The following is a 23,220-nucleotide window of genomic DNA, read 5'->3' on the forward strand; positions in this document are numbered from 1 at the left end:
GAACGGCGAGAGCACGCGAGAAGCGATAAGGATTACACCGGGGCAACCACAATGGGGCATATCACCCTCAACCTGAAGGACGAAACGCTTGCGTCGCTGCGCAAGGATTTCGACGCGTTCCTGCGCGTCTCGCTCAAACTCGACCCGCAGTTCGCCACGCCGGAATTCGAGGATTACCTGCGCGCGAAGCTGCTCGACAACATGACGCCGCTCACGGAGCACGCCGTGCAGCGGCTCCTGCAAGGCGGCCAGTACGCGTGGGCCAAGCGCACGCTCGACAAGGAATTCCCCGAGGTCGTCTCGATCCTGATGCGTCAGGCGGGCGAATTCGGTTTCGGCTTCGCGTCGCGGCCCGAGTGGACGCCCGACGAACTCTCGAAGCAGTGCCGCGACTGGGCGGCCGCCATCGTGAGCGAAGCCCAGGGCGACGACTCGCTGGTCGATCCGCTGGCGGCGCAGATCAAGTCGGGCGTGCAGGATATCCAGGCGCTCGAAGAGTCGATGCAGACGCCCGCGTGGCGCCTCACCGAGTCGCTGCGTCAGCGTGTGTACGAAGCGAAGATTGGCTGTGAACAGGCTAGCGGCAGCGCGGCGCGCGAGCGTCTGGGCGAACTGCGCGGGCTGCTGAGGCTCGGCGTCACGCATGGCGTGTTCCAGAAGCAGGAAGCGCAACAGATCATGGAGTATCTGCGCCTGCTCAAGCCCGAGATTTTCGTCGAGGAGCCCGACGACATGTTCACGCGCCTTGCCGCGTGGATGCGCAACTTCTTCATGCCGCCGCAGCGCGGCACCGCGCGCGAGCAACGGCGCTAAGCAATGGCGCGCCGCCTGAAAACGGCGCGCGCCCCTAATCCCACATCTTCCTGAGCTTCGCGGCGATCTCGACCTTCGCCTGCGCGGCTGCGGCGAGTCCCGCCGCGCTCGGCGCGCTCGCCACGGGCGCGGGCGGCCACGCGCGGGATTCGAACAGCGGCAGCATGGGCGTGGCGATGAAGCGCGTGCGCGAGGCCCACACGTGCCGGTCGCCCGACGCCACCTGGTTGTGCACATAAAAGCGCTGCGGCACGACGATGTGCAGATCCTCCTTCGCGCGCGTCATCGCCACATAGAGCAGCCGCCGCTCCTCCTCCAGCTCCTCGTCGCTGCCCGCGCCGAGATCGGACGGAATGCAGCCGTCCACGCCGTTGAGCACGAACACGTTGCGCCACTCCTGACCTTTCGCCGAATGGATCGTCGAGAGGATCAGATAGTCCTCGTCGAGCAGCGGATCGGCGGATTCGGCGCTCGTCGCGTCCGGCGGATCGAGTGTGAGTTCGGTGAGAAAACGCTCGCGCGAGGCGTAGGTGCTCGCAATGCTCTCCATCTGCAACAAGTCGGCGAGACGCACCTGGGCGTCTTCGTGATTGCGCTCGAGATGCGGCTCGTACCAGCGCCGCACGCGCTCGAATTCGGCGGGCCACGGCGTCGAGCGCATCGAGAGGCTGTCGATGAGCGACGCAAACGCGGGCCAGTCCTCGGCCGCGCGCGGCGGCGGCGCGAAAGCCGCGAGCGCCTCGGCGGCGCGATACGCGCCCGTGCACGCGGCCACCTGGTCGAGCAGGCGCGCGGCGTTGGCGGGCCCGACGCCCGGCAGCAATTGCGTCACGCGAAACCCCGCCACACGGTCGAGCGGATTCTCGGCCCAGCGCAGCACCGCCAGCACGTCTTTCACGTGCGCGGCGTCGAGAAAACGCAGTCCACCGAACTTCACGAACGGGATATTGCGCCGCGCCAGTTCGATTTCGAGCGTCGCGCTGTGGTGCGCCGCGCGAAACAGCACGGCCTGCTGTTTGAGTTTCATGCCCGCTTCACGCGCCTCGAGAACCTGCTCGACGACGTAGCGCGCCTGGGTTGCCTCGTCGGCCACGGTGACGAGGCGCGGGCGCTGCTGCGAGGGGCGCTCGGTCCACAGGTTCTTGGTGAAGCGCTCGGCGGCGGCGTCGATCACGGCGTTCGAGGCGGCGAGGATCGGCGCCGTCGAACGGTAGTTGCGCTCGAGCGTCACCTGACGCGCGGGCGGGTCGAACTGCGCGGGGAAGTCGAGAATGTTGCGCACGGTCGCGCCGCGAAACGAATAGATTGCCTGGGCGTCGTCACCGACCACGGTGAGGCCGCGGCCGTCGGGCTTGAGCGCGAGCAGGATCGAGGCCTGCAGGCGGTTGGTGTCCTGGTATTCGTCGACGAGGATATGGTCGAAGCGGCCCGCGAGATCGGCGGCAATGGCCGGCTCCGCGGCCATGTGCGCCCAGTAGAGCAGCAGGTCGTCGTAGTCGAGGACGTTCTGCTTCTGCTTGGCGTCCACGTACGACGCGAACAGCACGCGGAGTTGCGGCTCCCATTCGAGGCACCACGAGAACGAACGGTTGAGCACGCTGGCGAGCGAATCGCCGGTGTTGACCGCGCGCGAATAGATCGCGAGGCAAGTCGATTTCGAGGGGAAGCGCTTTTCCTTCGCCGAGAAACCCAGTTCGTGGCGCACCAGATTCATGAGATCCGCGGAATCCTCGCGGTCGTTGATCGTGAACGCCGGCGACAGGCCGATGTGATCCGCGTACTCGCGCAACAGGCGCGCGCCCACGCCGTGAAAGGTCCCCGCCCAGGTGAGCCCCTGCGCGAGCACGGCGGCCGCGCCCGGGGCGCTAGCGGCGATGCGCGCCACGCGCCGCGTCATTTCCTGCGCGGCGCGCCGCGAGAACGTGAGCAGCAGAATGCGGTGCGGATCGGCGCCGCCCGCGATCAGATGCGCGACGCGATGAGCGAGCGTATTCGTCTTGCCCGACCCTGCGCCCGCGATCACGAGCAGCGGGCCCGGCAGCGCCGAACCCGGCGCATAGCCCGCCTCGCCGCCGTGCTCGACGGCCTCGCGCTGCGCATCGTTGAGTTTCGCGAGCCACGCGGTAACGGCATTGGCCGTTTCGGCGCGCGCCTGGCTGGCATCGGAGGCTGAGGAATCGGCAACGGAAACGGTGGACACGGCGGGCGCTGGGACGATGAACGTGGCGAATCGGGAAGGAGCGACGCATACTGTATATCCATACACCCCGCATCCGCAAGCGCCTGATTCCATGGCGATCTGGCGGGATTTAACGACAACGCCGCGGCGCGTTTCGCCGCCATCATCGCCAGGGAGCCACCAAGCGAAGCGGCGGCGCCCGTTGCCGGACGCCGCCGCTTACAAGCCCTGGTCAAGGCCCGCGCCCCAGAAGGCGCGGGCGCCATCGGCATCAGCCGCTCGTCACTGCGACTGGCCGCCCTGCTGCTGGGCCGACATGCCGTTCATCTGGTCCTTCATTTCCGAGTCGTTGGCCTGACGGTCGGCCTTGTGGTTGATCTTCGCGTCCTTCACCTGCGCCTTGTACTGCGACTTCGCCTGCTTCTTCGCGTCGCCGTACTCGGCGTTCGCCGACTTCTTCGCGCTGCGGTATTCGGCATTCGCCGCCGCGTTCGCGTCGCGCTTTTGCACCAGCGGGTCGGCGGACTGCGGTGCGGTCAGGGCCTGCGGCGCGGGCGCGGGTTGCGCGATGCCCGCGGCCGCCGGCGCCTGGCTCGACGCATGGCCGGTCATCTGGCCCGGGACGGCACCCGGCACCATGGCCGGTGCGCCGGAAGGCGCCATCGTTGGGGCTTCGCCGGCCTGTGTCGCGCCCTGGGTCGCGTTTTGGGCATACGCGCCCTGCGCGAATACGGCGGCAGTGGTCACGGTGGCAAAAGCGGCGGTAGCAGTGAGCAGCTTGGCGATCTGGGTCATGGCGTATCCTCTTTGCAGTGGTTCCGAAGGCGCTTTTGCGGTGGGCAAGCCCGCTGCAATCGAGCCCCCGCTCGATGGAGCCGCGCAGGAAAAACCTGGGCGGCGCTGTCGATCCGGGTGAAACCATTTTGGTATGAAGATCGCCGTGGGGTCCCGTGACGTTACTCAACGTTTCATTTACTGACGAATTCATAACATCTGGCCCCTGGATGTCCCGAATGCGGTGACAGACACTGCCGCGAACCCGCCATCGCTTATGATGCTCACCCTTCGCGCGCTTGCCGCACGCCTTTCGAATTTGAATCTGCCATGCCCAACCTCGATTTCACGCTGACCGGCGACTACGTCGAACTGCACAACCTCCTGAAGATCACCGGACTCGCGGACAGCGGCGGCTCGGCCAAGCAGATCGTCGCCTCCGGCGCGGTGAAGGTGGACGGCGAAGTCGAGCTGCGCAAGACGTGCAAGATCCGCGCGGGCCAGGCCGTGCTGCTCGGCGATACGCGCATTGCCATCAAGGCGAGCGAGTGAACCCCGCCGGAATTTGCCAGCAGGCGCCAGCCATGCACCAGATTTGAGCATCTGGATCGACAAGGTTGCTGTCTCGCAATAAGCTTTCAGTTTTGACAGACGAACCCTGCCACGCGGCGCGCTCGCGCCGCTTGTTTTTCATGACTCGAACCACGCTTTCCCGCCGCGCCGTTTCCGCGCCGCCCACGCTGCGCCGCCATGCGGCCGACACCGCCCGCCTTGCCGGGCCGCTCGCGATCGCCCAACTCTCGCAGATGGCGATGAGCGTGACCGACACGGTACTGCTCGGCTCGCTAGGCGCCGACGCGCTCGCCGCAGGCGGCCTCGGCGCCAACATGTTCTTCGTTGTGGTGACCGTGCTGCAAGGCGTACTCACCTCGGTGAGCGTGAGCGTCGCGCAGGCGCGCGGCGCCGACAACGAAAGCCACGTGCCGCACATCTACTGGACCGGTTTCGCGCTGTCCCTGCTGCTCTCGATGCCGGCCTTCGCGTTGCTCTCGTTCGCCGAGCCGATCCTGCGCGCCCTCGGGGAGCCGACGCTGCTCGCGCATCACATCGGCGAATACACGGCCGTGCTGCGTTGGGGCGCGCCTGCCAGCCTCATCGGCGTGGGGCTCATGCGCTCGTTCCTGCCCGCCATCGGCGCGGCGCGGCGCCTGCTGTGGGTGTCGATTGCCTGCGTGTTCATCAACGGCTTTCTGAACTTCGGGCTGATCCACGGCGCGTGGGGCCTGCCGCGCCTTGGCTTTCTCGGCTCGGCGGTGGCGACGACCATCACCGTGTGGCTCACCGCGTTCGTACTGATGGCGCTGCTGCACCTGCGGCCTTCGCACCAGCATTTCGTCGTCGCGCGCCGGCCGACGGCACCGCTGATGGGCGAACTCTTCACGATCGGCTGGCCGGTTGCGATCACCTATGCGGTCGAGGCGACGCTCTTTCTCGCCACCGGCCTGCTCGCGGGCCTGCTCGGCGAGACGCCGCTCGCGGCGCACCAGATCGCCCTGAACGTGGCGTCCGTCACGTTCATGGTGCCGCTCGCGATCGGCCAGGCGGCCAACGTCCGCGTGGGCTACTGGTCCGGCGCGGGCGTGCCGCGCGCGGCGCGCCATGCGGGCTTCGTCGCGCTCGGACTCGGCGTCGGCTTCATGTCGCTCTCGGCGCTCGTGATGGTGCTGGCGCCGCACTGGATCGTCGGGCTCTACCTGCATCTCGACGACCCGGCCAACGCGCACACGGTCTCGCTGGCCGCCACGCTGCTCGGCGTCGCGGCCATCTTCCAGATCGTCGACGGCGCGCAGACCGTGGGTTCGGGCTGCCTGCGCGGACTGAAGGACACGCGCGTGCCGATGCTCGCGGCCACGCTCGGCTACTGGGGCATCGGCTTTCCGCTCGGCTACGCGCTCGCGTTTCGCTTCGGCCTCGGTGCGCTCGGGCTCTGGTGGGGGCTGGCGGCCGGGCTCACGACCGTCGCCGTGCTCATGACGTGGCGCTTTCACCGGATGAGCCTGCGCTCGCAGGCTCACGCCGCCACGGCAGGCCGCGCGGGTTGAAGCGCGGGTTGAAGCATTCACTTAACCGGCCGGGCCGCACCGGCTTGACCGGTTAAAATACGCGCCTGGCGCCGCAAGCGGCGTCCGTCCCACGAGGGCAAGAACAGTGCGCTGCATGGGGCGGGACCAAGCGCTAAAGCGCCACGTCCCGCCGAGCTTTGCATGGGACTGGAGACAGCCGCGCCCCGCGAGCGCCGCCGGCCACCCCGGCACCGCTTGCCGTGCGCCGACGCATAACGAACCCACTCACGGACCACCCCTTCATGCTTGCCCCGATTACCCGACTCTTCCCGCTCTGGGCCGTCCTCGTTTCCTTGCTGGCCTACTTCGATCCGGGCCTCGTCGCGCCGATCGCGCCGCACGTCACGACGCTCCTGATGATCATCATGCTGGCGATGGGCGTCACGCTCTCGTTCGCCGACTTCCAGCGCGTCTTCACGCGGCCCGCGCCGGTCGCGGCGGGCATCTTCCTGCACTACCTCGTCATGCCGCTCGCCGCCTGGGCGATCGCCAAAGTGCTGCACATGCCGCCCGATCTCACCGCGGGCATGGTGCTCGTGGGCAGCGTGGCGAGCGGCACGGCATCGAACGTGATGATCTATCTCGCGCGCGGCGACGTCGCGCTTTCGGTGACGATCAGCGCGCTCTCGACCCTGGTCGGCGTATTCGCGACGCCGCTGCTGACGCGCCTTTACGTCGACGCCTCGATCGTCGTCGACGTGCACGGGATGCTCATGAGCATCCTGCAGATCGTCGGCCTGCCGATCGCCATCGGCCTCGTCGTGAATCGTCTCGCGGGCTCGCTCGTGCGCCGCGTCGAACCGGTGCTGCCGCTCGTCTCCATGGTGTCGATCCTCGCGATCATCGCCGCCGTGGTGGGCGGCACGCACGCAAGCATCGCCACGGTCGGCCCGCTCGTCGCGCTCGGGGTGGTGCTGCATAACGGCATCGGCCTGCTCGGCGGCTACTGGGGCGGCCGCCTGCTCGGCTTCGACGAATCGGTGTGCCGAACGCTGGCGATCGAAGTCGGCATGCAGAACTCGGGACTCGCCGCGACGCTCGGCAAGCTCTACTTCTCGCCGCTCGCCGCCCTGCCGGGCGCGCTCTTCTCGGTGTGGCACAACCTCTCGGGCTCGCTGCTCGCGGGCTACTGGGCCGGCAAGCCGGCGCGCGGCAGCACGCGCAACGCACAAGGCGCCGCGAACGCGTCGCCCGAGCGCGGTTGATCGGCGCGGTGGCCGGGCGCCAGGCCAGGGTCCCGGCGCTTACGCCACACGCTCCTGTGGCGCGCGGCTTCGTGCGCCCCCCATCCGCTGATGCAAACCCGCTCGTCGCGCGGCAAGCGCCGCGGACGTTTCCGGCCACGCTCAAACGTCAGGTGCATGCGGCCCGGAATTTGCAAACGCAGCGTGTCCGCCGCCGCAAGCCAGGCGGGCCGCTTCCCGTAGAATCTTCCTGAAGCCGTGCAATGAAAACGAACCATCATGCGGTGCGCCGCCATGGAGAATCCGTTTGCCCGCGCATCCCGCCCGATCCGAAGCCGTCACGCAACGCATGACCTTGCGGGCCGCCCCGCTGCAAGCCCTGCTTCGAGCCTTCTTCGCGCTCGTCTGCCTCGCGCTGGTCGGCGGTTGCGCAACGCGCCCGCCCGCCACGGATTACCCGCGCGAGACGAGCGCGGCGCTACCGGCCCAGCAAGCCAGCGCCACGCCGCTTGGCGCCGCGCTCGCCGCAGCCGTTGCCGCTCACCCCGACGAATCGGGCTTCCGCCTGCTCGCCACCGGCACCGACTCGCTGCAGATGCGCGTCGCGCTCGCACGCGCGGCGACGAAAACGCTCGACATGCAGTACTACATCGCCAACGAGGACACCACCGGCAAGCTGCTGCTCGGCTCGGCGCTCTATGCGGCCGATCGCGGCGTACGCGTGCGCATGCTGGTCGACGACCTGAATTTTCACGACATCGACCGCCTGATGGCCGCGCTCAACAGCCATCCGAACATCCAGATCCGCGTGTTCAATCCGTACGGCAGCACGAGCGAATCGATGTACCTGCGTACGCGCAACTTCTTTACGAACGTCGACCAGTTCACGCGCCGCATGCACAACAAGGCGACGATCGTCGACAACGAAACGGCGATCGTCGGCGGCCGCAATCTCGGTGACGAGTATTTCAACGCAAGCCCGACGATCGACTTCCGCGACCTCGACGTGCTGACGGCGGGCCCAGTCGCGCAAAGCGTCTCGGCAAGCTTCGACGAGTACTGGAACAGCTCGATCTCCTACCCCTTGCGCGTGCTCAATCATCAGAAGTTCGACGCACACGATCTGGACACCGCACGCGACGACCTGCGCCGCCACTGGCGCGAGAGCGCCGAACCCTACAACGCCAAGCCGCTCAACGCCACGCCGCTCGCGCAGCAGATCACGGGCAACACGCTCGGGCTCGTCTGGGCGAAATGGGCGTTCGTGGCCGACTCGCCCGGCAAGATCGCGGGCGCCGAGAAAGGCGAGCTGGGCGACGCCATGCGCGCGCTGCTCGATCGCATCCATCAGGCGCACAGCAGCGTGCTGGTGTTCTCGCCGTACTTCGTGCCGCACGACACGGGCGTGCAGACCATCCGCGCGCTCACCTCGCACGGCGTGCGCGTGGCGATCCTCACCAATTCGCTCGCCGCCACCGACGCCGTCGCGGTGCAGGCCGGCTACAGCCCCTACCGCGTGCCGCTGCTCGAGGCCGGCGTCGAGCTCTACGAGTTCAAACCGCAGCAAGGCGAGCACGCCGACGAGCGGCGCTTCGGCGTGGTCGGGTCGCGCTCGCGCGCGAGCCTGCACGCCAAGGCCTACGTGATCGACGAAAGCACGCTCGTGATCGGCTCGCTCAATCTCGATCCGCGCTCGGCGCGCCTGAACACCGAGCTTGCGCTCACCGTGGAGAGTCCGACGATCGCGCATGAAGTCGCCGACCTGTTCAAGCGCGCGACCTCGCCGCAGGTGAGCTACCACGTGACGCTCGCTACGCCCGCGCAACTGGCGCTGCTCGAAGGCACGACGGTTAACTCGCCGCTCGTCTGGACCGACGAGGAGAACGGCGTGATCCGCACCTACAACCTCGACCCTGGTGCGGGTTTCTACAGAAATGTCCTAACCGGGCTATTCTTGCTGTTGCCGGTCGATAGCCAGCTGTGAAGCGGCTTTGAGCGCACGCCGCTATCGGGCGCGCAAAACGTAGAGCGCTTGACTTACGTCGTACCGTCCGCCGTCGAGCCAGCCGCGAAGCCGCTTGCGTCACATTTGTCGCGCGAGACGCGCAGCGCCCCCGCAGCCTAGCCACCACGCGGATCCGAACCCGTCACGAAAGCGGCGCCCTCCTCCGTCGCGCAAGCCACGCGAGCACAAGGCGCCGCCTCAATCACCGGAGTATCAAATGACCGCAAGCAACGAAAACGTCCGCATGGAGCGCGACACGTTCGGCGAGATCGCCGTGCCCGCCCAGCAGCTTTGGGGCGCGCAGACGCAGCGATCGCTGCAGAACTTCCGCATCTCCACCGAAAAGCAGTCGCCGGAACTCATCACCGCGCTCGCGACAATCAAGCGTGCCGCAGCCGAAGTGAATCTTTCGCTAGGCGTGCTCGACGAGACCAAGGCGCACGCGATCATGCAGGCCGCCGACGAGATCATCGCGGGCAAGCATCCGGGTGAATTCCCGCTCGCGGTCTGGCAAACGGGCTCCGGCACGCAAACCAACATGAACCTCAACGAGGTGATCGCGAACCGCGCGAGCGAGATTCTGGGCGGCGAGCGCGGCGAGGCGCGCAAGGTGCATCCGAACGACGACGTCAATCGCGGCCAGTCGTCCAACGACGTGTTCCCGACCGCGATGCACGTGGCCGCCGCCTACGGCATCGTCAAGCATCTGCTGCCGGCGCTCAAGACGCTGCGCGATACGCTCGACACGAAGGCCAAGGCCTTTGCCGACATCGTGAAGATCGGCCGCACACACCTGCAGGACGCCACGCCGCTTACGCTCGGCCAGGAGTTCTCGGGCTACGTCGCGCAGCTCGATCACGGCATCAAGCACGTGGAATCGTCATTGCCGCATCTCTACGAACTCGCGCAGGGCGGCACGGCCGTGGGCACGGGCCTGAACGCGCATCCGCAGTTCGCGCACAAGGTGGCGGAAAGCATTGCGAAGCTCACGGGCATCCCCTTCGTCACGGCGCCCAACAAGTTCGAAGTGATGGCCGCCGCCGACGCGCTCGTGTTCGCGCACGGCGCGCTCAAGACCGTGGCGGCGAGCCTCATGAAGATCGCCAACGACATTCGCTGGCTCGCGAGCGGTCCGCGCTGCGGCCTGGGCGAATTGTCGATTCCCGAGAACGAGCCGGGCAGCTCGATCATGCCGGGCAAGGTGAACCCTACGCAGTCCGAAGCCGTGACGATGCTCTGCTGCCAGGTGTTCGGCAACGACGTCGCCGTGAACATGGGCGGCGCGAGCGGCAACTTCGAGCTGAACGTGTTCCGCCCGATGATCGCGCACAACGTGCTGCAGTCCATCCGCATGCTCGCCGACGGCGCGCTCAGCTTCAACGATCACTGCGCGGTGGGGATCGAACCGAACCGCTCGCGCATCGACACGCTGCTCAACGAATCGCTCATGCTCGTGACAGCGCTCAATCCGCACATCGGCTACGACAAGGCCGCGCAGATTGCCAAGAAGGCGCACAAGGAAGGCACCACGCTCAAGGCCGCCGCGCTCGCGCTGGGACACGTGACCGAGCAGCAATTCGACGAGTGGGTGAAGCCTGGCGAGATGGTGGGCAACGCGAAGAAATAAGCGCTATTTGCAGGGCTGAAATGCAAAACGGGCGGCGTGGTTCAGTTCACCTTCGCCGCCCGCTTTTTCATGCTGCCGCAACCGCCTGCCTGCGTATCAAACCTGCTCAAACCTGGCCCTTCGCCACTTCCTCGGGCTTGAGTTCGACGATCGCGTCGAGCGCTTCCTTCACGTCGAGCGCGTACTTCGCGAGGCGCCTCTGCTCGTCCGTTTCCGGCACGTAGGTCGGCACGGGAATCGGATTGCCGTTTTCGTCGACGGCCACGAACACGATCAGGCAGTCCGTGGTGAGGCGCAGCTGGCCGCTCTTCGGGTCGCCGGCGTGCACGGTGATGTGAATGTGCATCGACGTGCGGCCCGTGGCGACCACGCGCGCGCGCAGCTCGACCATGTTGCCGACGAGAATCGGCCGGCGAAAGCGGATATTGCCCACGCTCACCGTCACGCAATAGCGGCCGGACCAGACCGCGGCGCACGCATAGGCCGTCTCGTCGATCCACTTCATCAGCGCACCGCCGTGCACTTTGCCGCCGAAGTTCACCGAAGTCGGCTCGGCGAGGAACCGGAACGTCGTTTCCGAACGGTCCAGCGGCTGGGTAGGCGTCTTCATCTCGGCTTGGCTCATGGCGAAAAGCCGCGTACTGCGGCTCGTATGGTGGGGTAAGGAGGCGTCGATTATACGAGCGCAATAAGACAGACGGTCGCAGCCGCTTGCGAAACGCCATCTGCGGCGTTTTTAGCTCGCCGCGAATCGCGCCCGGTAATCGAGCGGCAGCACGCCGTAGGACCTCTCGAATGCACGCCGCAGATTCTGCTCGGTGCCGAAACCGCAGTCGACCGCAATGCGCTTGAGCGGCCGGTGCGACTGCACGAGCGCATGCGCGGCGGCCTCCACGCGCATCGCCGCGACCGTGCGCGCCGGCGTGCGCCCCACCGCATCGACATAGCGGCGCGCGAACGTGCGAGGACTCATGCGCGCTTCTTCGGCCAGGCGCTCGACGCTCAGCTCGCCGTGCAGGTTGGCGGCCATCCAGCCGTGCAGCGCGTCGAACTCCGCACCCGCGCTGGCCTGAGCCGCGAGCGCCTCGCTGAACTGCGACTGGCCGCCGGGCCGCTTCATGAACACGACGAGGCGGCGCGCCGCCTGCATCGCGACCGCATGGCCGCAGTCCTCCTCGATCAGCGCGAGCGCGAGATCGATACCCGCCGTGACACCCGCCGACGTCCACACCACGCGGCCGTCGCGCTCGTCGCGGATAAAAATCGGCTCAGGATCGACTTCAACGTGGGGAAAGCGCCGCCCGAGCTGGGCGGCGTTGCGCCAGTGCGTGGCGGCGCGGCGGCCGTCGAGCAGGCCCGCCGCGGCGAGATAGAACGCGCCCGTGCAGACCGACGCGACGCGGCGCGCGTGCGGCGCGGCCGCCGCGATCCAGGCGACGAGTTCGGGTTGCAGTGCGCTGGTGTCGTCCGCAGTGTCGTAGATAGGGACGCCGGGCACGATCAGCGTGTCGATCGTGGCGGGGTCGAGCGTGTCGAGCCGCTCGGTGACGATGGGCATGCCCGCGAAGGTGGGCAGCACGCCGCCAGCGACCGAGGCGAGCGTCGTGCGGTAGGCGCAGGGCTCGCCGCCGCTTGTGCCGCTGGTGCCGCTTGTGCCGCTCGCGGCGCGCATCGCCAGCTCGGCACGCCAGAACGCCTCGACGGGGCCACAGGCGTCGAGCAGCACGAGCTCGGGCGCGACGGCGAACACGACATGGCGTGCGGCGGCACGGGACGGCGGGTGAGACGGCATGGCGGCGAACTCGATGCTGACGATGTGTCCGCATCATCGCACGCGCGCGTTTGGCAGTCAGGTCAAAGTGACATCAAATACTGCCAGATGACGCCTGGCCGCTCACTTGTGGAACGTGACGCCCTCGTCGATCGTGCCGTACATCGTGATGCCGCTCGCGCTGCTCGACGACGGCGCGGAACCGCCTGCACAGGCGGCGCACAAGGCGGCGAGCGCGGCGGCGGCAAAAAGAGCCAGGAAGCGTTTCATGAAAGGCCAAGCCATTTGCGTGAATAAACAATTTTAGCGCGGGGCTCCTGCGCGCCGCAGTACGCACCGCCGCAGCCAATGCTTTGGCCCCGTCGCGGAGCATCGAATGGCTGCAATCGACACTTCACCATAGACTGAAACGTCGAATGCGTAATTTCGCTAAAGTAACGGTATGGGCGACGTCAGCCGCCATCGCAAGCCATGAAGGAGCCAGCATGAACCTCCCCGCCACCGAAGAATCGAGCCACTTCCCGGGCCTCGCACGCGTTGCCGCGCTGCTCGCCGATCCGGGCCGCGCCGCCATGCTCTGGGCGCTGATGGACGGCAGCGCGCGGCCCGCGGGCGAACTCACGATGATCGCGGGCCTGTCGCCTTCGGCGGCGAGCGGCCACCTCGCACGCCTGACCGACGGTGGGCTCCTCGCGCTCGACGTGCGCGGCCGCCACCGCTACTACCGGATCGCCACGCCCGAGATCGCCGCGGCGATCGAGGCGCTCATGAACGTCGCACAGGTGTCCAACGTCGTCACCTCGCAGCGCCCCGCGCCGCGCCCCGCGCGCACGGTGCCGCTCGAGATGCGCCATGCACGCACCTGCTACGACCACATGGCCGGCGAAGTGGCCGTACAGGTGTTCGAGCGCCTCGTGGACGGCGGCCTGCTGGTGCGCGACGGCGACACGCTCGAAGCCACGCCCGAGGGCGCGACGCGTCTCGCGGCCTGGGGCGTGGACGTGGCGGCGCTGCGCGGGCGGCGGCGGCGCTTCGCCTGCACCTGCCTCGACTGGAGCGAGCGCAGGCCGCACCTGGGCGGCGCACTCGGCGCGGCGCTGCTCGATTCGTGGACGCACGACGGCTGGATCGAGCGCACGAGCCGCCCGCGCGTATTGCGCATCACGCCCAAGGGACAGCGCGAGTTCGACGCGCTCGGCGGCGCCTGAAACACCGGGTGCGCGCGCCTGATTGGCTGACAAATACCCGACAAAATCGCCGATTTCACGTGCAAAAATGCGCGTTTCGCCCGCGGTCACACGTTCTGTTACATCTGGTGCATAAGCCTTAACAAATCCGTGAGCATGGAAACAAGCCCGCCGGATACAGTGCCCTGCATGGGATGGCGCTAAACGCTACGGCATGAAAACGCCAAATCCCATCGACAGGAGAACAATGATGACGACGCGCACACCTACGATCACCGAGTTTCGCCGCACCTCGCGCCGCACGCTGTTTGCGCTGGCCGCGCTCGCGGCGCTGAACCTCGCCGCCGCACCCGCGGTCTTCGCGCAGGCGGCGCCGCCCGAAGCCGCGACCGCCCCCGCCGCCACGGGCGGCGATCCGCCGAGCCGCGTCGCGCGTCTGGACTACATGGCCGGCGCCGTGACCACCGAGCCGGCCGGCGCGAGCGACTGGTCATACGCGCAGCTCAACCGCCCGCTCACGACCGGCGACCAGCTCTGGAACGACGCCAATGGGCGCTCGGAACTGCACATCGGCTCGACAGCGGTGCGCCTCGGCGCGCAAACGAGCCTCGACGTCCTCAATCTCGACGATCAAACCGCGCAGCTCAAGGTCGCGCAGGGCACGCTCTCGACGCGTGTGCGCGAAGTGCCGCCCGGCAGCTCGTATGAAATCGACACGCCGAACCTCGCACTCGGCGTGACGAGCCCCGGCGACTATCGCGTGGATGTGGCGCCCGACGGCAGCAGCACGACCGTCACCGTGCGCAGCGGGAGCGTGACCGTGTACGGCGAAAACGGTCAGACGCCGATGACGGCCGGCCAGCAGATCCGCTTCGCCGGCACCGACCTGCAGCAGGTGGCGAGCGACCAGGCGCCGCCGCCGGACGCCTTCGACCAGTGGGCGCTCGCGCGCGACGCCGCCGAGGAGCGCTCGGTCTCGGCGCGCTATGTCTCGCGCGACGTCCCGGGCTACCAGGACCTCGACAACAACGGCACGTGGCGCAACGATCCGCAGTACGGCGAAGTCTGGACGCCGAGCTCGGTGCCCACCGGCTGGGCGCCGTATCACGACGGCCACTGGGTGTGGCAGGCGCCGTGGGGCTGGACGTGGGTCGATGACGCGCCCTGGGGCTTCGCACCGTACCACTACGGGCGCTGGGCTTACGTCGACGATTCGTGGGCGTGGGTGCCGGGTCCGATCGTCGAGAGCGCGCCGCCCGTCTATGCGCCGGCGCTGGTCGCGTTCGTGGGCGGCGGCGACGGTGGCACGGACTGGGGCGTCAACCTCGCGGTAGGCGGCGTCGCGGCCGCGGGCGTCGCGTGGTTCGCGCTCGGGCCGGGTGAGCCGTGGCATCCGCACTGGGGCGGCTGGAGCCCGCACTACTACGAGCGCGTGAACCAGACCGTCGTCGTCAACAATTACCGGCGCGACGTCAACATCACGAATATCAACGTTCACAACACCTACGTGAACTATCGCGCGCCGGGTGCGGTGACAGCTGTGCCGGCCACGGCGTTCGTCCACGGTCAGCCGGTCTCGCGGTTCGCGCAACGTGTCGATCCGCAGCAATGGCGCAATGCGCGCATCGATCCGGGCACGCCCGGCATCGCACCGGTGAAGGGCAGCTTCGGGCCCAACATGCGCCGCGCCGACTACCGGCCGCCCGCGACGCTCAATCAGCGCCAGGTCGTGGCCACGCGCGCGCCGGTCGCCCCGCCCGCGTTCCACGACAACCTCGCGCAGCGCTTCGCTCACGCCGGCGGCACAGTGCCGGGTGCGGGCGCGCCCGTGGTGCGCGTCTCGGCGCCGTCGCATGCGCCCTCCTCGCCGTTCGCTCCGGCGGCTCATGGCGCGTGGCCCGCACAGAACGTGCGCGTCGTGCCGCCGCATTCACCGGTGCTCGGCGCGACCGGCAGGCCGGCGGGCCCGCAGGCGCAAGCCGGCCGTCCGGGTATGCCTGGCGGCGCGCCCCAAGCGGGCGCCGCGGCCGCCAACGCCATGCCGCGTGGCCCCGAGCATGGCCAGCCGGGCGTGCCGCGTCCGCCGCAGTTTGCGGGCCGGCCCGAAGGCGGCGCGCCCGCAGCCGGCCAGCCTGGTCCTGGCGCGATGAACGCGCCGAATGCGACGCGCGGTGAAGCCCATCAGCCTGCCTGGACGCAGCCGCACGCGCCGATGGCCACGCGTGGCCAGCCGGGCGCGAACGAGGCGGGCAGGCCGGCCGCCGTCGCGATGCAGGAGCAGCGCGACGCGGCGCGTGGCCAGCCGCAGCCGCAGCAACGGATGCCCGAGCCGGCCGCTGCGCAACATGGCCCGCAGATGCCGCCGCAAGCCGAGGCGTGGCCGGCGCAGCAGCCCGCGGCGCGCCCCGAGGTCCATCCGCAGGTGCAAGCTCAACCGCAGCCGCAACAACGTGCTGAGGCCCGTCCGCAGCCGCAACCGCAGCCCCAGCCGCAACAGCGTGCTGAGGTCCGTCCGCAACCGCAGCCCCAGCCGCGTCCGGAATTCCACCCGCAGCCGCAACCGCAACCGCAGCAGCGCGCGGAAGCCCGTCCGCAGCCGCAACCGCAGCCGCGCCCGGAATTCCATCCGCAGCCCCAGCCCCAGCCGCAGCAGCACGCGGAGGCCCGCCCGCAGCCGCAGCCCCAACCGCGTCCGCAGCCGCAGCCCGCGCCTCATCCGCAAGAGCGCGCTAGCGGCAACAGCCACGACGATCACCACCACGGCTGATCGCCGCGCCGCCAACGAAAAAGCCCGCGAACGTCGCCGTTCGCGGGCTTTTTTCATGGCGCGGTCATACCGGCCACTAACGTGAATGCAAGCGCCTCACACCGCCATCGGCGCGGTAAGCGGCTCGTGATGCCGGTAGTCGACGAGCGAGAAGTCGGACGGCTCGACCTTTTCGAGCCATTCCGGCTCGTAGACGCCCGTCTTCGCGTACTCGGGCACGCGCCCGGAGATAGCCAGACGCGGGCTCGCGTAAGGCTCCCGGCGCAGCTGCTCGTTGAGCATATCGAGCTGGTTCTCGTAAATATGCGCGTCGCCGATGAAGTACGTGAACCAGCGCGGCGTGTAGCCCGTCAGCCGGCCCACGAGGTGCAGCAGCACCGCGCCTTCGGTCAGGTTGAACGGCGTGCCGAGGCCCACATCGTTGCTGCGGATATAGAGGCACAGCGAGATCTCGCGCTTCGTCGGGTTCGGCAGGAACTGGTAGAGCAGGTGGCAAGCCGGCAGCGCGATCTCTTCGAGCACGGCCGGATTCCAGCCATGAAACAAAATTCGCCGGTCGGCCGGATTGCTCATGATCGTATCGAGGCACTGGCGCAGCTGGTCCACCGCCTTGTAGAGCAGCACCTTGGGACGGCCATCCTCGGTAAATTCTGCCACGCGCGCGTAGCCGCGCGATCGCGCGTCGGCGAGCTGCGCGGCGGCATCGGCGTCGAGCACCTTGTAAGCTGGCCAGCGCCGCCATTGCACGCCGTACACGTCGCCCAGATCGTCCGCGCCCTGGCGGTACGGGTTGGCGAGCCACTGGGCGTTCTCGTTCGCGTTGGCGTCCCAGACCTTGCAGCCAAGCGCCCGGAAGTCGGCTGCGCTGCGCGAGGCGCGCAAAAACCCGATCAGCTCGCCCACGGCCGATTTGAACGCCAGCTTCTTCGTCGTCACCGCCGGAAAGCCCTCCTGCAGGTCGAAGCGCAGCATGGCGCCCGGCTGGCTGATCGTGCGGATGCCGGTGCGGTTTTCCTGCCAGGTGCCGGTGTCGAGAATCGAGCGGACGAGCTCGAGATACTGTTTCATGCGCGGTTCCCTCGTCGGGCACGTGGCGCCCGGTTCGGATTCAGGATGGAAAAGGAGGATTTTACCCGGCGCGCGTGTCTCGGGTCGGCCGCGCCGAAAGCGCGAGCCCATCACACAACGGGGACACGGGCAGAACGCCCACAGGAGGGGCTACGACGAGCCCAAGGAAAGACTCGCGGCGCAACAGGACGCGGCGAGATGAAACGCCATGGCAATGGCCGGGAAAAGCGACGGCGCGCGGTCCATGCGCGGAGCACGAAAGCGCCGCTCGCCTCAATCGGCGTCAGTCAAACCTCAAGCAGCCCCACCCGCCTCAAGCGCCGGAAGCCAGGCCGCCCGGATGCGGCGCTAGCGGCTCGCTTTCCATATGGCGCATGCCATGCGCGCACAAGAGCCGGTACAGGGTCACGCGCGAGATGCCGAGTTCCTGGGCGGCGTCGCCCAGGCGGCCGCGGTGGCGCAGCAGCGCGAGTTCGATGGCCTGGCGCTCGGCGGCTTCGCGCGCCTGGGCGAGCGAGACCGGCACCACCTCGACGTAGTCGCCGAGTTCGAGATCGCGCGCCGTGATCGCACGGCCCTCCGACATCACGATGGCGCGCCGCACGCGGTTGATCAGCTCGCGCACGTTGCCGGGCCAGCTGTAGTTGTGCAGGGCTGCGATGGCGTCGGGCGAAAAGCCGCGCAGGCGCCGGCTGCCGTCCTTCTTGAAGCGCTCGAGCATGTGCCGCGCGAGCAGCTCGATGTCCTTGCCGCGCGCGCGCAGCGGCGGCTCGTCGATCTGCAGCACGCACAGGCGGTGATACAAGTCCTGGCGAAAGCGCCCTTCCACCATCGCCGCGCGCATGTCGACGTGGGTGGCCGAGATGATGCGCACGTCCACGGGAATCGACTGATGACCGCCCAGGCGCTCGATCTTGCCTTCCTGCAGGAAGCGCAGCAGGCTCGCCTGGCTTTCCAGCGGCAGGTCGCCGATTTCGTCGAGAAAGAGCGTGCCGCCGTTGGCCGATTCGACCCGGCCGACCTTGCGCTGGCTCGCGCCCGTGAACGCGCCGCGCTCGTAGCCGAACAGCTCGGACTGCAGCAGGTGCGGGGGAATGGCGCCACAGTTGATCGGCACGAACGGCGCGCTACGGCGCGCCGAGCGCTCGTGGATCGCCACGGCCGTGAGTTCCTTGCCCGTGCCCGATTCGCCCGAGATGAACACCGGCGCATCGGTCAGCGCGACCTTGCGGATCGAGCGGAACAGCGCCAGCATCGCCTCGCACGAGCCGACCATTTCGCCTTCGGTGCCGCCCGTGGTGTCGTTCGAGGCGACTTCGCCGAGCGAAACCATGCCATACGCGTGGCCGACGGAATCGACGATGCGGTCGCCGTTCCAGGGGACCGTTACGTAATCGAAACAGTAATCGCGCACCAGACGGCGCAGCGTTGCGTCCTGCAGTTGCCCCGTCGTGGTCGCCGCGACCCAGCCGACGTTGGGCAGCGTGAGGCACGGCTCGAACGAGCCGATTTCATGCAGATGAAATTCGCTTGAGAGATCGAGCAGGCCGCCTGCGGGCATACCCGCGCGGAGGGCGCGCCGCGCGTCCCGTGCGTTGCCGACGATCTCCACCTGCCAGCCACGCTCGTGGAACCGTTCGTTCAACGCTTCGACCGGTTTTCGCGTCACGTACACCAATTGCCGCGTTGCAGGTTCCATTATTCAGATCCTCTTGCCAACACCATCGTTTGGGAATGACGGCACGCACCTGAATGTACAGACACGCAGCAAAAAGCGACTTTCGCGTACCTGAAAAAAACAGTGAACGCGCATGCTTTTGCTGACAGTGAATCCCCGAGTTGTGGCGTGTGTGTCAACTTGCCCAGTTGCGGGCGTTTTCTTTTAGGCATTACGGCTTTTTCTGAAGCTTACTATAGCCTCGTGGCACTTGGATAGAATTTATGCAATGGGAATGGATAAGGGACCGATGGAAATGTTTCCACTAGTTTCCCGGCATTTTGTCAGTGCAGAAATAATTACGGATGTTTCCTTTCTCTCAATAGTTAAGCGTCCGGCGCGCAAACGTTCTCCTTTGAAACCCTATCGCATTCCAAACGGGTTTAAACGGCCTCACGTTTCAGCGCTGAAACATTTTGGCGAATATCCGCCATTCAAAATTTGCAGAGAATAGTGCGGTTCGAAGCGTATCAACGGATTGCGGGCGATGGCACACGTTTCGCTAAATGTCTCGCACCAGGAGATACGCCATGCGACTCAACATCCAGCAGGTCCGGCGCAGTGTCATCAGCTACGGCAGCGCATGCGCCGCCATGCTCGTTCCCGCCGCCCTCCTCGTGCTCTCGCCCGGTGTTCGCGCACAGACAGTGGACGATGCGCCTGCCGCGCCAACCGCGGTTGCCAGCCTCGCGAACGCCGCCCCGGATGTCGTTCCTGCAACACCTGCGGCACTCGTTCCCGCCACGCTCGAAGTGAGCGCGCCGGCCGGCGACGCCACCTCAACCGACACAGACTCGACCAGCGCCGCGGCCGCCAGCGCCCACGCCCCGGCCGACCCCGTCGCCTTTGGCAACGACGGCGTCTTCGCGGGCGTCGGCTCTCTGGACGACCAGACGCTTTCGCGCCAGCGCGGCGGCGCCGTCGGCATGGTGATGGTGGCTGCCACGCCGCAACTGATGCGCGGCAACAACAACGTAACGCTCTGGGACGAAATCGCGCCGCCTGCACCGCTGCCGATCCCCGTCGACGCCACCCAGAACGCGCAGGGCAACCTCGCGAGCTACACGAGAAAGTAACGATGAGATAGCACCCGTGCCGCTTGCGGCGCGGTGTCCGGTTCGCGGCGAATGCGCGAAGCCAGGACAGAAGGACCGGACAAGGCGCCCATGTGCCGACTCCGGCCAGGAGGAGACCAGCATGAGAGCACGCAACTCGACGCGCGGCACAAGCCGCCGGTCGGTCCAGGTCGCCGCCGCCCTGTGCGGCGTCCTCGCCGGGAGCGTCACGGCGGGCGTGGCCGCCCAGCAGGTCACGAACCCCGGCGACGTCATCGTCGAACGTGACATCACGCCGCGCAGCGCCTTCGACAACGTGCCGAAGAGTCAGGACCCGGTGCTCGTGCGCGCCACGACCTTTCCCAAAAACAGCTTCGATCCGGCGATGGCGACGCTCGTCACCGACACGGATCTCACCAACGCGCACGGCTCGAGCGGCGTGAACGCGAATGGCGCGCTTAGCGCGCAGACCGCCGGCGTCCAGGCGCTCACGCGCATTCTCACGGGCAGCGCGACCGGCTCGAACGTGGCGGCCGGCGCCGGCGCGAGCGGCGGCATCGGCGCCGGTCTCGGCGGCACGATTTCCTCGACGATCACAGGCGCGCTCGCCCCACTCTCGGGCGCCATGGGAGGCATGAAATGAGCCGTTCGATCCAGACGTCACGCACGTTGCGCACGGCGCTTCCCAGCGCGCTCGCCTGCGCCGCCGCGCTCGCCTTCGCGAGCGCCGCGCAGGCCCAGGTAAGCGTCGGCGCGACGGCGAGCATCGCCCCGGGCGCCGCCACCTCGACGACCGGCGCGCTCACGGTGAACGAGACCGCGGGTGTCGACAACGCGCAGGCCAACCAGCTGACGATCACGACCGGCAACGTGTCGATCAACGTGAACGGCGACGACCAGCTCGCCACCGTCACGGCGCGGCTCAAGGGCGCGAGCGCGACGATAGGTGCAGGAGCTTTTGCGAACACGAACGGCGCAATGATGGTGAATCAGTCGGCGGGCGTGGGCAATATCCAGCGCAACACTGCTCTCATCAGCAGTGGTGCGATTGGTGTAGTGGCGGTCTCGGACGGGGAACTGTCCGCGGCGGCTGCTCAAAACGGCGGTCAGGGGCAAATGGTCCAGGCAGGGGGTATTCGTGAGGTACGCATCGACAATGCGGCATTCAGGAATGCGACGGGCCTCGTGCAGGTGAACCAGACGGCCGGCGCCGGTAACGCTACGGCAAACAGTTTTGTGCTCCGTCCCCCGGCGGGCACTCTTTTTTAACTGACCACTCAGTATCGGAGCGAAATCATGAAGCGCACCCTCATAGCAGCGGCAGTTCTTGCGTCGGCGGTAGGTTCCGCTCACGCAGCTAATTCGGCGTATCTGTTCAACGCCACAGGCGTATCCCAATACGTCGGCATCGAAGGCTTTGTCACGCTGTTCGGCTGCGTCTCGGTTTCGAGCACCGCCGGCGCCGTCATCAACAACACGCAAACCACGAGCGGCGGCACGCTTCTTCCGCAAGCACAGAGCTACGTGAGCGGCAAGGTCACGACGACGTTCAACAATACGAACGCAAGCGTGACGGGCACCGGCACGAACTCGTTCTACAAATATTCGAACTCGAGCAATTCGAGCATGTCGTCCTCGTCGAGCAGTTCGTCGCACACGCATGACGTCAATGCGTCGACCACGAAGGCTTCGTCGAGCAGCTCGACCTTCGGCAAGACGCTCAACGCCAGCGTCAACGCCGACTATCACGTCGCGACCGACAACGGCAGCACGCACGACCACACGACCGCGAGCACCTATAGCGACACGGGCAGCGCGGCCCTTGGTACGAGCTACAACAGCGTAGGCAACAACACGTCCACGAAGTCGCAAAGCGGCAATGGCGCCCTCCAGGCCAACGCATCGTGGTCGCACAGCGGCAACTCGCATAACGGCTCGGCCGGCATCAACCTCAGCGGCTCGGAAAGCACGTCGCACACGAAGACCAACGCGCATAACGACAGCGACACGACGAACGTCGGCGCAGCCTGGGCCGTGAACAACAACAAGAACACGAGCAACAGCTCGACCACGGCCAATACGGCTCATGCCGACGGCACGGCCAGCGCCGCGCTTTCGGCGAGCGTGAACGGCACGAGCTCGAAGACGAAGAATTCTTCGGACACGTACGCGCACACGTACAGCACGTCGAGCACGAGCGCGGATTCGCATGAGCATTCGTCGTCGAAGAGCTCGAGCTCGAACAGCGGCTGGGGCTATAACGTCAGCGACACGCTCAACACGGTCGACGAGCACACCACGGGCTCGATCACGCAGCACTACAACACGCAGGCAGCGGGCACGCTCGACGCCAATACCGGCAGCGACGCGGCAACCGGCGTGACAGGCAACCTCGGCGTGAACATCGCGGAAGGCATCAACAACGCACAAAGCAACGATGTCGCGCTCGCTTCTGTCGACATGGGCAACGTGTTCGGCAACGCGCAGATCTTCAACACGCAAGCCTCCAGCGGCAAGGCCACCGTGAAGAACTTCAACCTGAACGCGTCGGTCGGCGACGGCTCGCTCGCAAGCGTTTCGGGCAACGTCGGCGTGAACGTCGCATCGGGCATCGGCAACGCACAGAACAACAGCCTCGCCGGCTCCGTGACGACGGCAACCCCGGGTGCTTACTCGACGGTTGCGATGGTCGCGACGGATAACAACTCGCAAAACGCCGCCATGACGGCAACTGGCCAGTTCCAGGGTACGGCCAGCCTCGGCGCCAATACGCTCACCGGCGCGCAAGGCAACATCGGCGTGAACATTGCCGGCGGCATCGGCAACCTGCAGCACAACGGCATGGCAATCGCCGCGATGAACAACGGCCACTAAGCACGGCTGGCAGCACCGCAGGAACTGGGCTCGCCCCAGGCAGAAAGCGCAGCAAGCAATGCGCGCCGGCTGTCCC

At 67.3% G+C, this 23,220-nt stretch carries 19 protein-coding genes; 12 read left to right on the top strand and 7 right to left on the bottom strand.

Going from position 1 to position 23,220, the window contains the following annotated elements; translation table 11 throughout:
* The first annotated feature begins 51 nt into the window (after positions 1-51).
* Entirely contained in the window at positions 52-813 is a 762-nt protein-coding gene (locus A3CW_RS0129170; protein ID WP_028206710.1) for a DUF4088 family protein, read from the top strand.
* Between the two features lie 34 nt (positions 814-847).
* On the opposite strand, the gene A3CW_RS47935 is transcribed toward A3CW_RS0129170, so the two are convergent.
* Together A3CW_RS47935 and A3CW_RS0129180 are read right to left on the bottom strand one after the other, a co-directional pair.
* Positions 848-3,106 carry an ATP-dependent helicase gene (locus A3CW_RS47935; protein ID WP_081771857.1) on the bottom strand — a complete coding sequence of 753 codons (2,259 nt, stop codon included), beginning with the start codon at positions 3,104-3,106 and terminating at the stop codon, positions 848-850.
* A 168-nt stretch (positions 3,107-3,274) separates the two neighbouring features.
* Positions 3,275-3,787 (bottom strand): hypothetical protein, encoded by a 513-nt coding sequence (locus A3CW_RS0129180; RefSeq protein WP_028206711.1) that lies wholly within the window; start codon positions 3,785-3,787, stop codon positions 3,275-3,277.
* A 309-nt stretch (positions 3,788-4,096) separates the two neighbouring features.
* Between A3CW_RS0129180 and A3CW_RS0129185 the strand changes: the two genes are divergently transcribed.
* The 5 genes from A3CW_RS0129185 (at position 4,097) to fumC (ending at position 10,705) form a co-directional block, all read left to right on the top strand.
* Positions 4,097-4,318, top strand: a complete 222-nt coding sequence (locus A3CW_RS0129185) for an RNA-binding S4 domain-containing protein (RefSeq protein WP_028206712.1) — start codon at positions 4,097-4,099, stop codon at positions 4,316-4,318.
* Positions 4,319-4,458: 140 nt separating this feature from the next.
* A complete protein-coding gene (locus A3CW_RS0129190; protein ID WP_028206713.1) occupies positions 4,459-5,868 on the top strand; it encodes an MATE family efflux transporter in 1,410 nt (469 codons plus the stop codon).
* Positions 5,869-6,131: 263 nt separating this feature from the next.
* The gene (gene panS, locus A3CW_RS0129195) at positions 6,132-7,094 is read left to right on the top strand and encodes a ketopantoate/pantoate/pantothenate transporter PanS (RefSeq protein ID WP_028206714.1); all 963 of its coding nucleotides are present in this window, start codon (positions 6,132-6,134) and stop codon (positions 7,092-7,094) included.
* Positions 7,095-7,380: 286 nt separating this feature from the next.
* Positions 7,381-9,057 (top strand): phospholipase D family protein, encoded by a 1,677-nt coding sequence (locus tag A3CW_RS0129200; protein ID WP_028206715.1) that lies wholly within the window; start codon positions 7,381-7,383, stop codon positions 9,055-9,057.
* Between the two features lie 238 nt (positions 9,058-9,295).
* Complete coding sequence (gene fumC, locus A3CW_RS0129205) at positions 9,296-10,705, top strand: class II fumarate hydratase (RefSeq protein WP_035514305.1); 1,410 nt, start codon at positions 9,296-9,298, stop codon at positions 10,703-10,705.
* Positions 10,706-10,811: 106 nt separating this feature from the next.
* Here the strand turns inward: fumC and A3CW_RS0129210 are convergent, their stop codons facing one another.
* From A3CW_RS0129210 to A3CW_RS53430, 3 genes are all read right to left on the bottom strand, one after another.
* The gene (locus A3CW_RS0129210) at positions 10,812-11,315 is read right to left on the bottom strand and encodes an acyl-CoA thioesterase (RefSeq protein ID WP_028206717.1); all 504 of its coding nucleotides are present in this window, start codon (positions 11,313-11,315) and stop codon (positions 10,812-10,814) included.
* 126 nt (positions 11,316-11,441) lie between these two features.
* Positions 11,442-12,497 (bottom strand): GlxA family transcriptional regulator, encoded by a 1,056-nt coding sequence (locus A3CW_RS0129215; RefSeq protein ID WP_028206718.1) that lies wholly within the window; start codon positions 12,495-12,497, stop codon positions 11,442-11,444.
* A 102-nt stretch (positions 12,498-12,599) separates the two neighbouring features.
* Positions 12,600-12,746 carry a hypothetical protein gene (locus A3CW_RS53430; protein ID WP_169739124.1) on the bottom strand — a complete coding sequence of 49 codons (147 nt, stop codon included), beginning with the start codon at positions 12,744-12,746 and terminating at the stop codon, positions 12,600-12,602.
* Positions 12,747-12,961: 215 nt separating this feature from the next.
* On the opposite strand from A3CW_RS53430, the gene A3CW_RS0129225 reads away from it, so the two are divergent.
* Positions 12,962-13,684 carry an ArsR/SmtB family transcription factor gene (locus A3CW_RS0129225; RefSeq protein ID WP_028206719.1) on the top strand — a complete coding sequence of 241 codons (723 nt, stop codon included), beginning with the start codon at positions 12,962-12,964 and terminating at the stop codon, positions 13,682-13,684.
* A 229-nt stretch (positions 13,685-13,913) separates the two neighbouring features.
* Positions 13,914-16,430: a DUF6600 domain-containing protein gene (locus A3CW_RS0129230; protein ID WP_028206720.1), complete on the top strand. Its 2,517-nt coding sequence runs from the start codon at positions 13,914-13,916 to the stop codon at positions 16,428-16,430.
* A gap of 96 nt (positions 16,431-16,526) precedes the next feature.
* On the opposite strand, the gene A3CW_RS0129235 is transcribed toward A3CW_RS0129230, so the two are convergent.
* Positions 16,527-17,498: a thymidylate synthase gene (locus A3CW_RS0129235; RefSeq protein WP_028206721.1), complete on the bottom strand. Its 972-nt coding sequence runs from the start codon at positions 17,496-17,498 to the stop codon at positions 16,527-16,529.
* A gap of 313 nt (positions 17,499-17,811) precedes the next feature.
* The gene (locus A3CW_RS0129240) at positions 17,812-19,197 is read right to left on the bottom strand and encodes a sigma-54 dependent transcriptional regulator (RefSeq protein WP_028206722.1); all 1,386 of its coding nucleotides are present in this window, start codon (positions 19,195-19,197) and stop codon (positions 17,812-17,814) included.
* A gap of 548 nt (positions 19,198-19,745) precedes the next feature.
* Between A3CW_RS0129240 and A3CW_RS0129245 the strand changes: the two genes are divergently transcribed.
* The 4 genes from A3CW_RS0129245 (at position 19,746) to A3CW_RS0129260 (ending at position 23,144) form a co-directional block, all read left to right on the top strand.
* The gene (locus A3CW_RS0129245; RefSeq protein WP_051481778.1) at positions 19,746-20,291 is read left to right on the top strand and encodes a hypothetical protein; all 546 of its coding nucleotides are present in this window, start codon (positions 19,746-19,748) and stop codon (positions 20,289-20,291) included.
* A gap of 121 nt (positions 20,292-20,412) precedes the next feature.
* Positions 20,413-20,913: a hypothetical protein gene (locus A3CW_RS0129250; RefSeq protein ID WP_028206724.1), complete on the top strand. Its 501-nt coding sequence runs from the start codon at positions 20,413-20,415 to the stop codon at positions 20,911-20,913.
* On the top strand, positions 20,910-21,539 hold the full coding sequence (locus A3CW_RS0129255; RefSeq protein WP_028206725.1) for a hypothetical protein: 630 nt from the start codon (positions 20,910-20,912) through the stop codon (positions 21,537-21,539). Before A3CW_RS0129250 ends, A3CW_RS0129255 begins: the two co-directional genes overlap by 4 nt.
* Before the next feature lie 27 nt (positions 21,540-21,566).
* On the top strand, positions 21,567-23,144 hold the full coding sequence (locus A3CW_RS0129260; protein ID WP_028206726.1) for a serine-rich family protein: 1,578 nt from the start codon (positions 21,567-21,569) through the stop codon (positions 23,142-23,144).
* Positions 23,145-23,220: the final 76 nt, after the last annotated feature.

Origin of the sequence: Paraburkholderia nodosa DSM 21604 (genome assembly GCF_000519185.1) — a bacterium.
GTDB lineage: Bacteria > Pseudomonadota > Gammaproteobacteria > Burkholderiales > Burkholderiaceae > Paraburkholderia > Paraburkholderia nodosa.

Coding starts and splice junctions, on each gene's coding strand:
- A3CW_RS0129170 (WP_028206710.1), top strand. CDS start 52: ATGGGGCATATCACCCTCAACCTGAAGGACGAAACGCTTGCGTCGCTG.
- A3CW_RS47935 (WP_081771857.1), bottom strand. CDS start 3,106: ATGGAATCAGGCGCTTGCGGATGCGGGGTGTATGGATATACAGTATGC.
- A3CW_RS0129180 (WP_028206711.1), bottom strand. CDS start 3,787: ATGACCCAGATCGCCAAGCTGCTCACTGCTACCGCCGCTTTTGCCACC.
- A3CW_RS0129185 (WP_028206712.1), top strand. CDS start 4,097: ATGCCCAACCTCGATTTCACGCTGACCGGCGACTACGTCGAACTGCAC.
- A3CW_RS0129190 (WP_028206713.1), top strand. CDS start 4,459: ATGACTCGAACCACGCTTTCCCGCCGCGCCGTTTCCGCGCCGCCCACG.
- panS (WP_028206714.1), top strand. CDS start 6,132: ATGCTTGCCCCGATTACCCGACTCTTCCCGCTCTGGGCCGTCCTCGTT.
- fumC (WP_035514305.1), top strand. CDS start 9,296: ATGACCGCAAGCAACGAAAACGTCCGCATGGAGCGCGACACGTTCGGC.
- A3CW_RS0129210 (WP_028206717.1), bottom strand. CDS start 11,315: ATGAAGACGCCTACCCAGCCGCTGGACCGTTCGGAAACGACGTTCCGG.
- A3CW_RS0129215 (WP_028206718.1), bottom strand. CDS start 12,497: ATGCCGTCTCACCCGCCGTCCCGTGCCGCCGCACGCCATGTCGTGTTC.
- A3CW_RS53430 (WP_169739124.1), bottom strand. CDS start 12,746: ATGAAACGCTTCCTGGCTCTTTTTGCCGCCGCCGCGCTCGCCGCCTTG.
- A3CW_RS0129225 (WP_028206719.1), top strand. CDS start 12,962: ATGAACCTCCCCGCCACCGAAGAATCGAGCCACTTCCCGGGCCTCGCA.
- A3CW_RS0129230 (WP_028206720.1), top strand. CDS start 13,914: ATGACGACGCGCACACCTACGATCACCGAGTTTCGCCGCACCTCGCGC.
- A3CW_RS0129235 (WP_028206721.1), bottom strand. CDS start 17,498: ATGAAACAGTATCTCGAGCTCGTCCGCTCGATTCTCGACACCGGCACC.
- A3CW_RS0129240 (WP_028206722.1), bottom strand. CDS start 19,197: ATGGAACCTGCAACGCGGCAATTGGTGTACGTGACGCGAAAACCGGTC.
- A3CW_RS0129245 (WP_051481778.1), top strand. CDS start 19,746: ATGCGACTCAACATCCAGCAGGTCCGGCGCAGTGTCATCAGCTACGGC.
- A3CW_RS0129250 (WP_028206724.1), top strand. CDS start 20,413: ATGAGAGCACGCAACTCGACGCGCGGCACAAGCCGCCGGTCGGTCCAG.
- A3CW_RS0129255 (WP_028206725.1), top strand. CDS start 20,910: ATGAGCCGTTCGATCCAGACGTCACGCACGTTGCGCACGGCGCTTCCC.
- A3CW_RS0129260 (WP_028206726.1), top strand. CDS start 21,567: ATGAAGCGCACCCTCATAGCAGCGGCAGTTCTTGCGTCGGCGGTAGGT.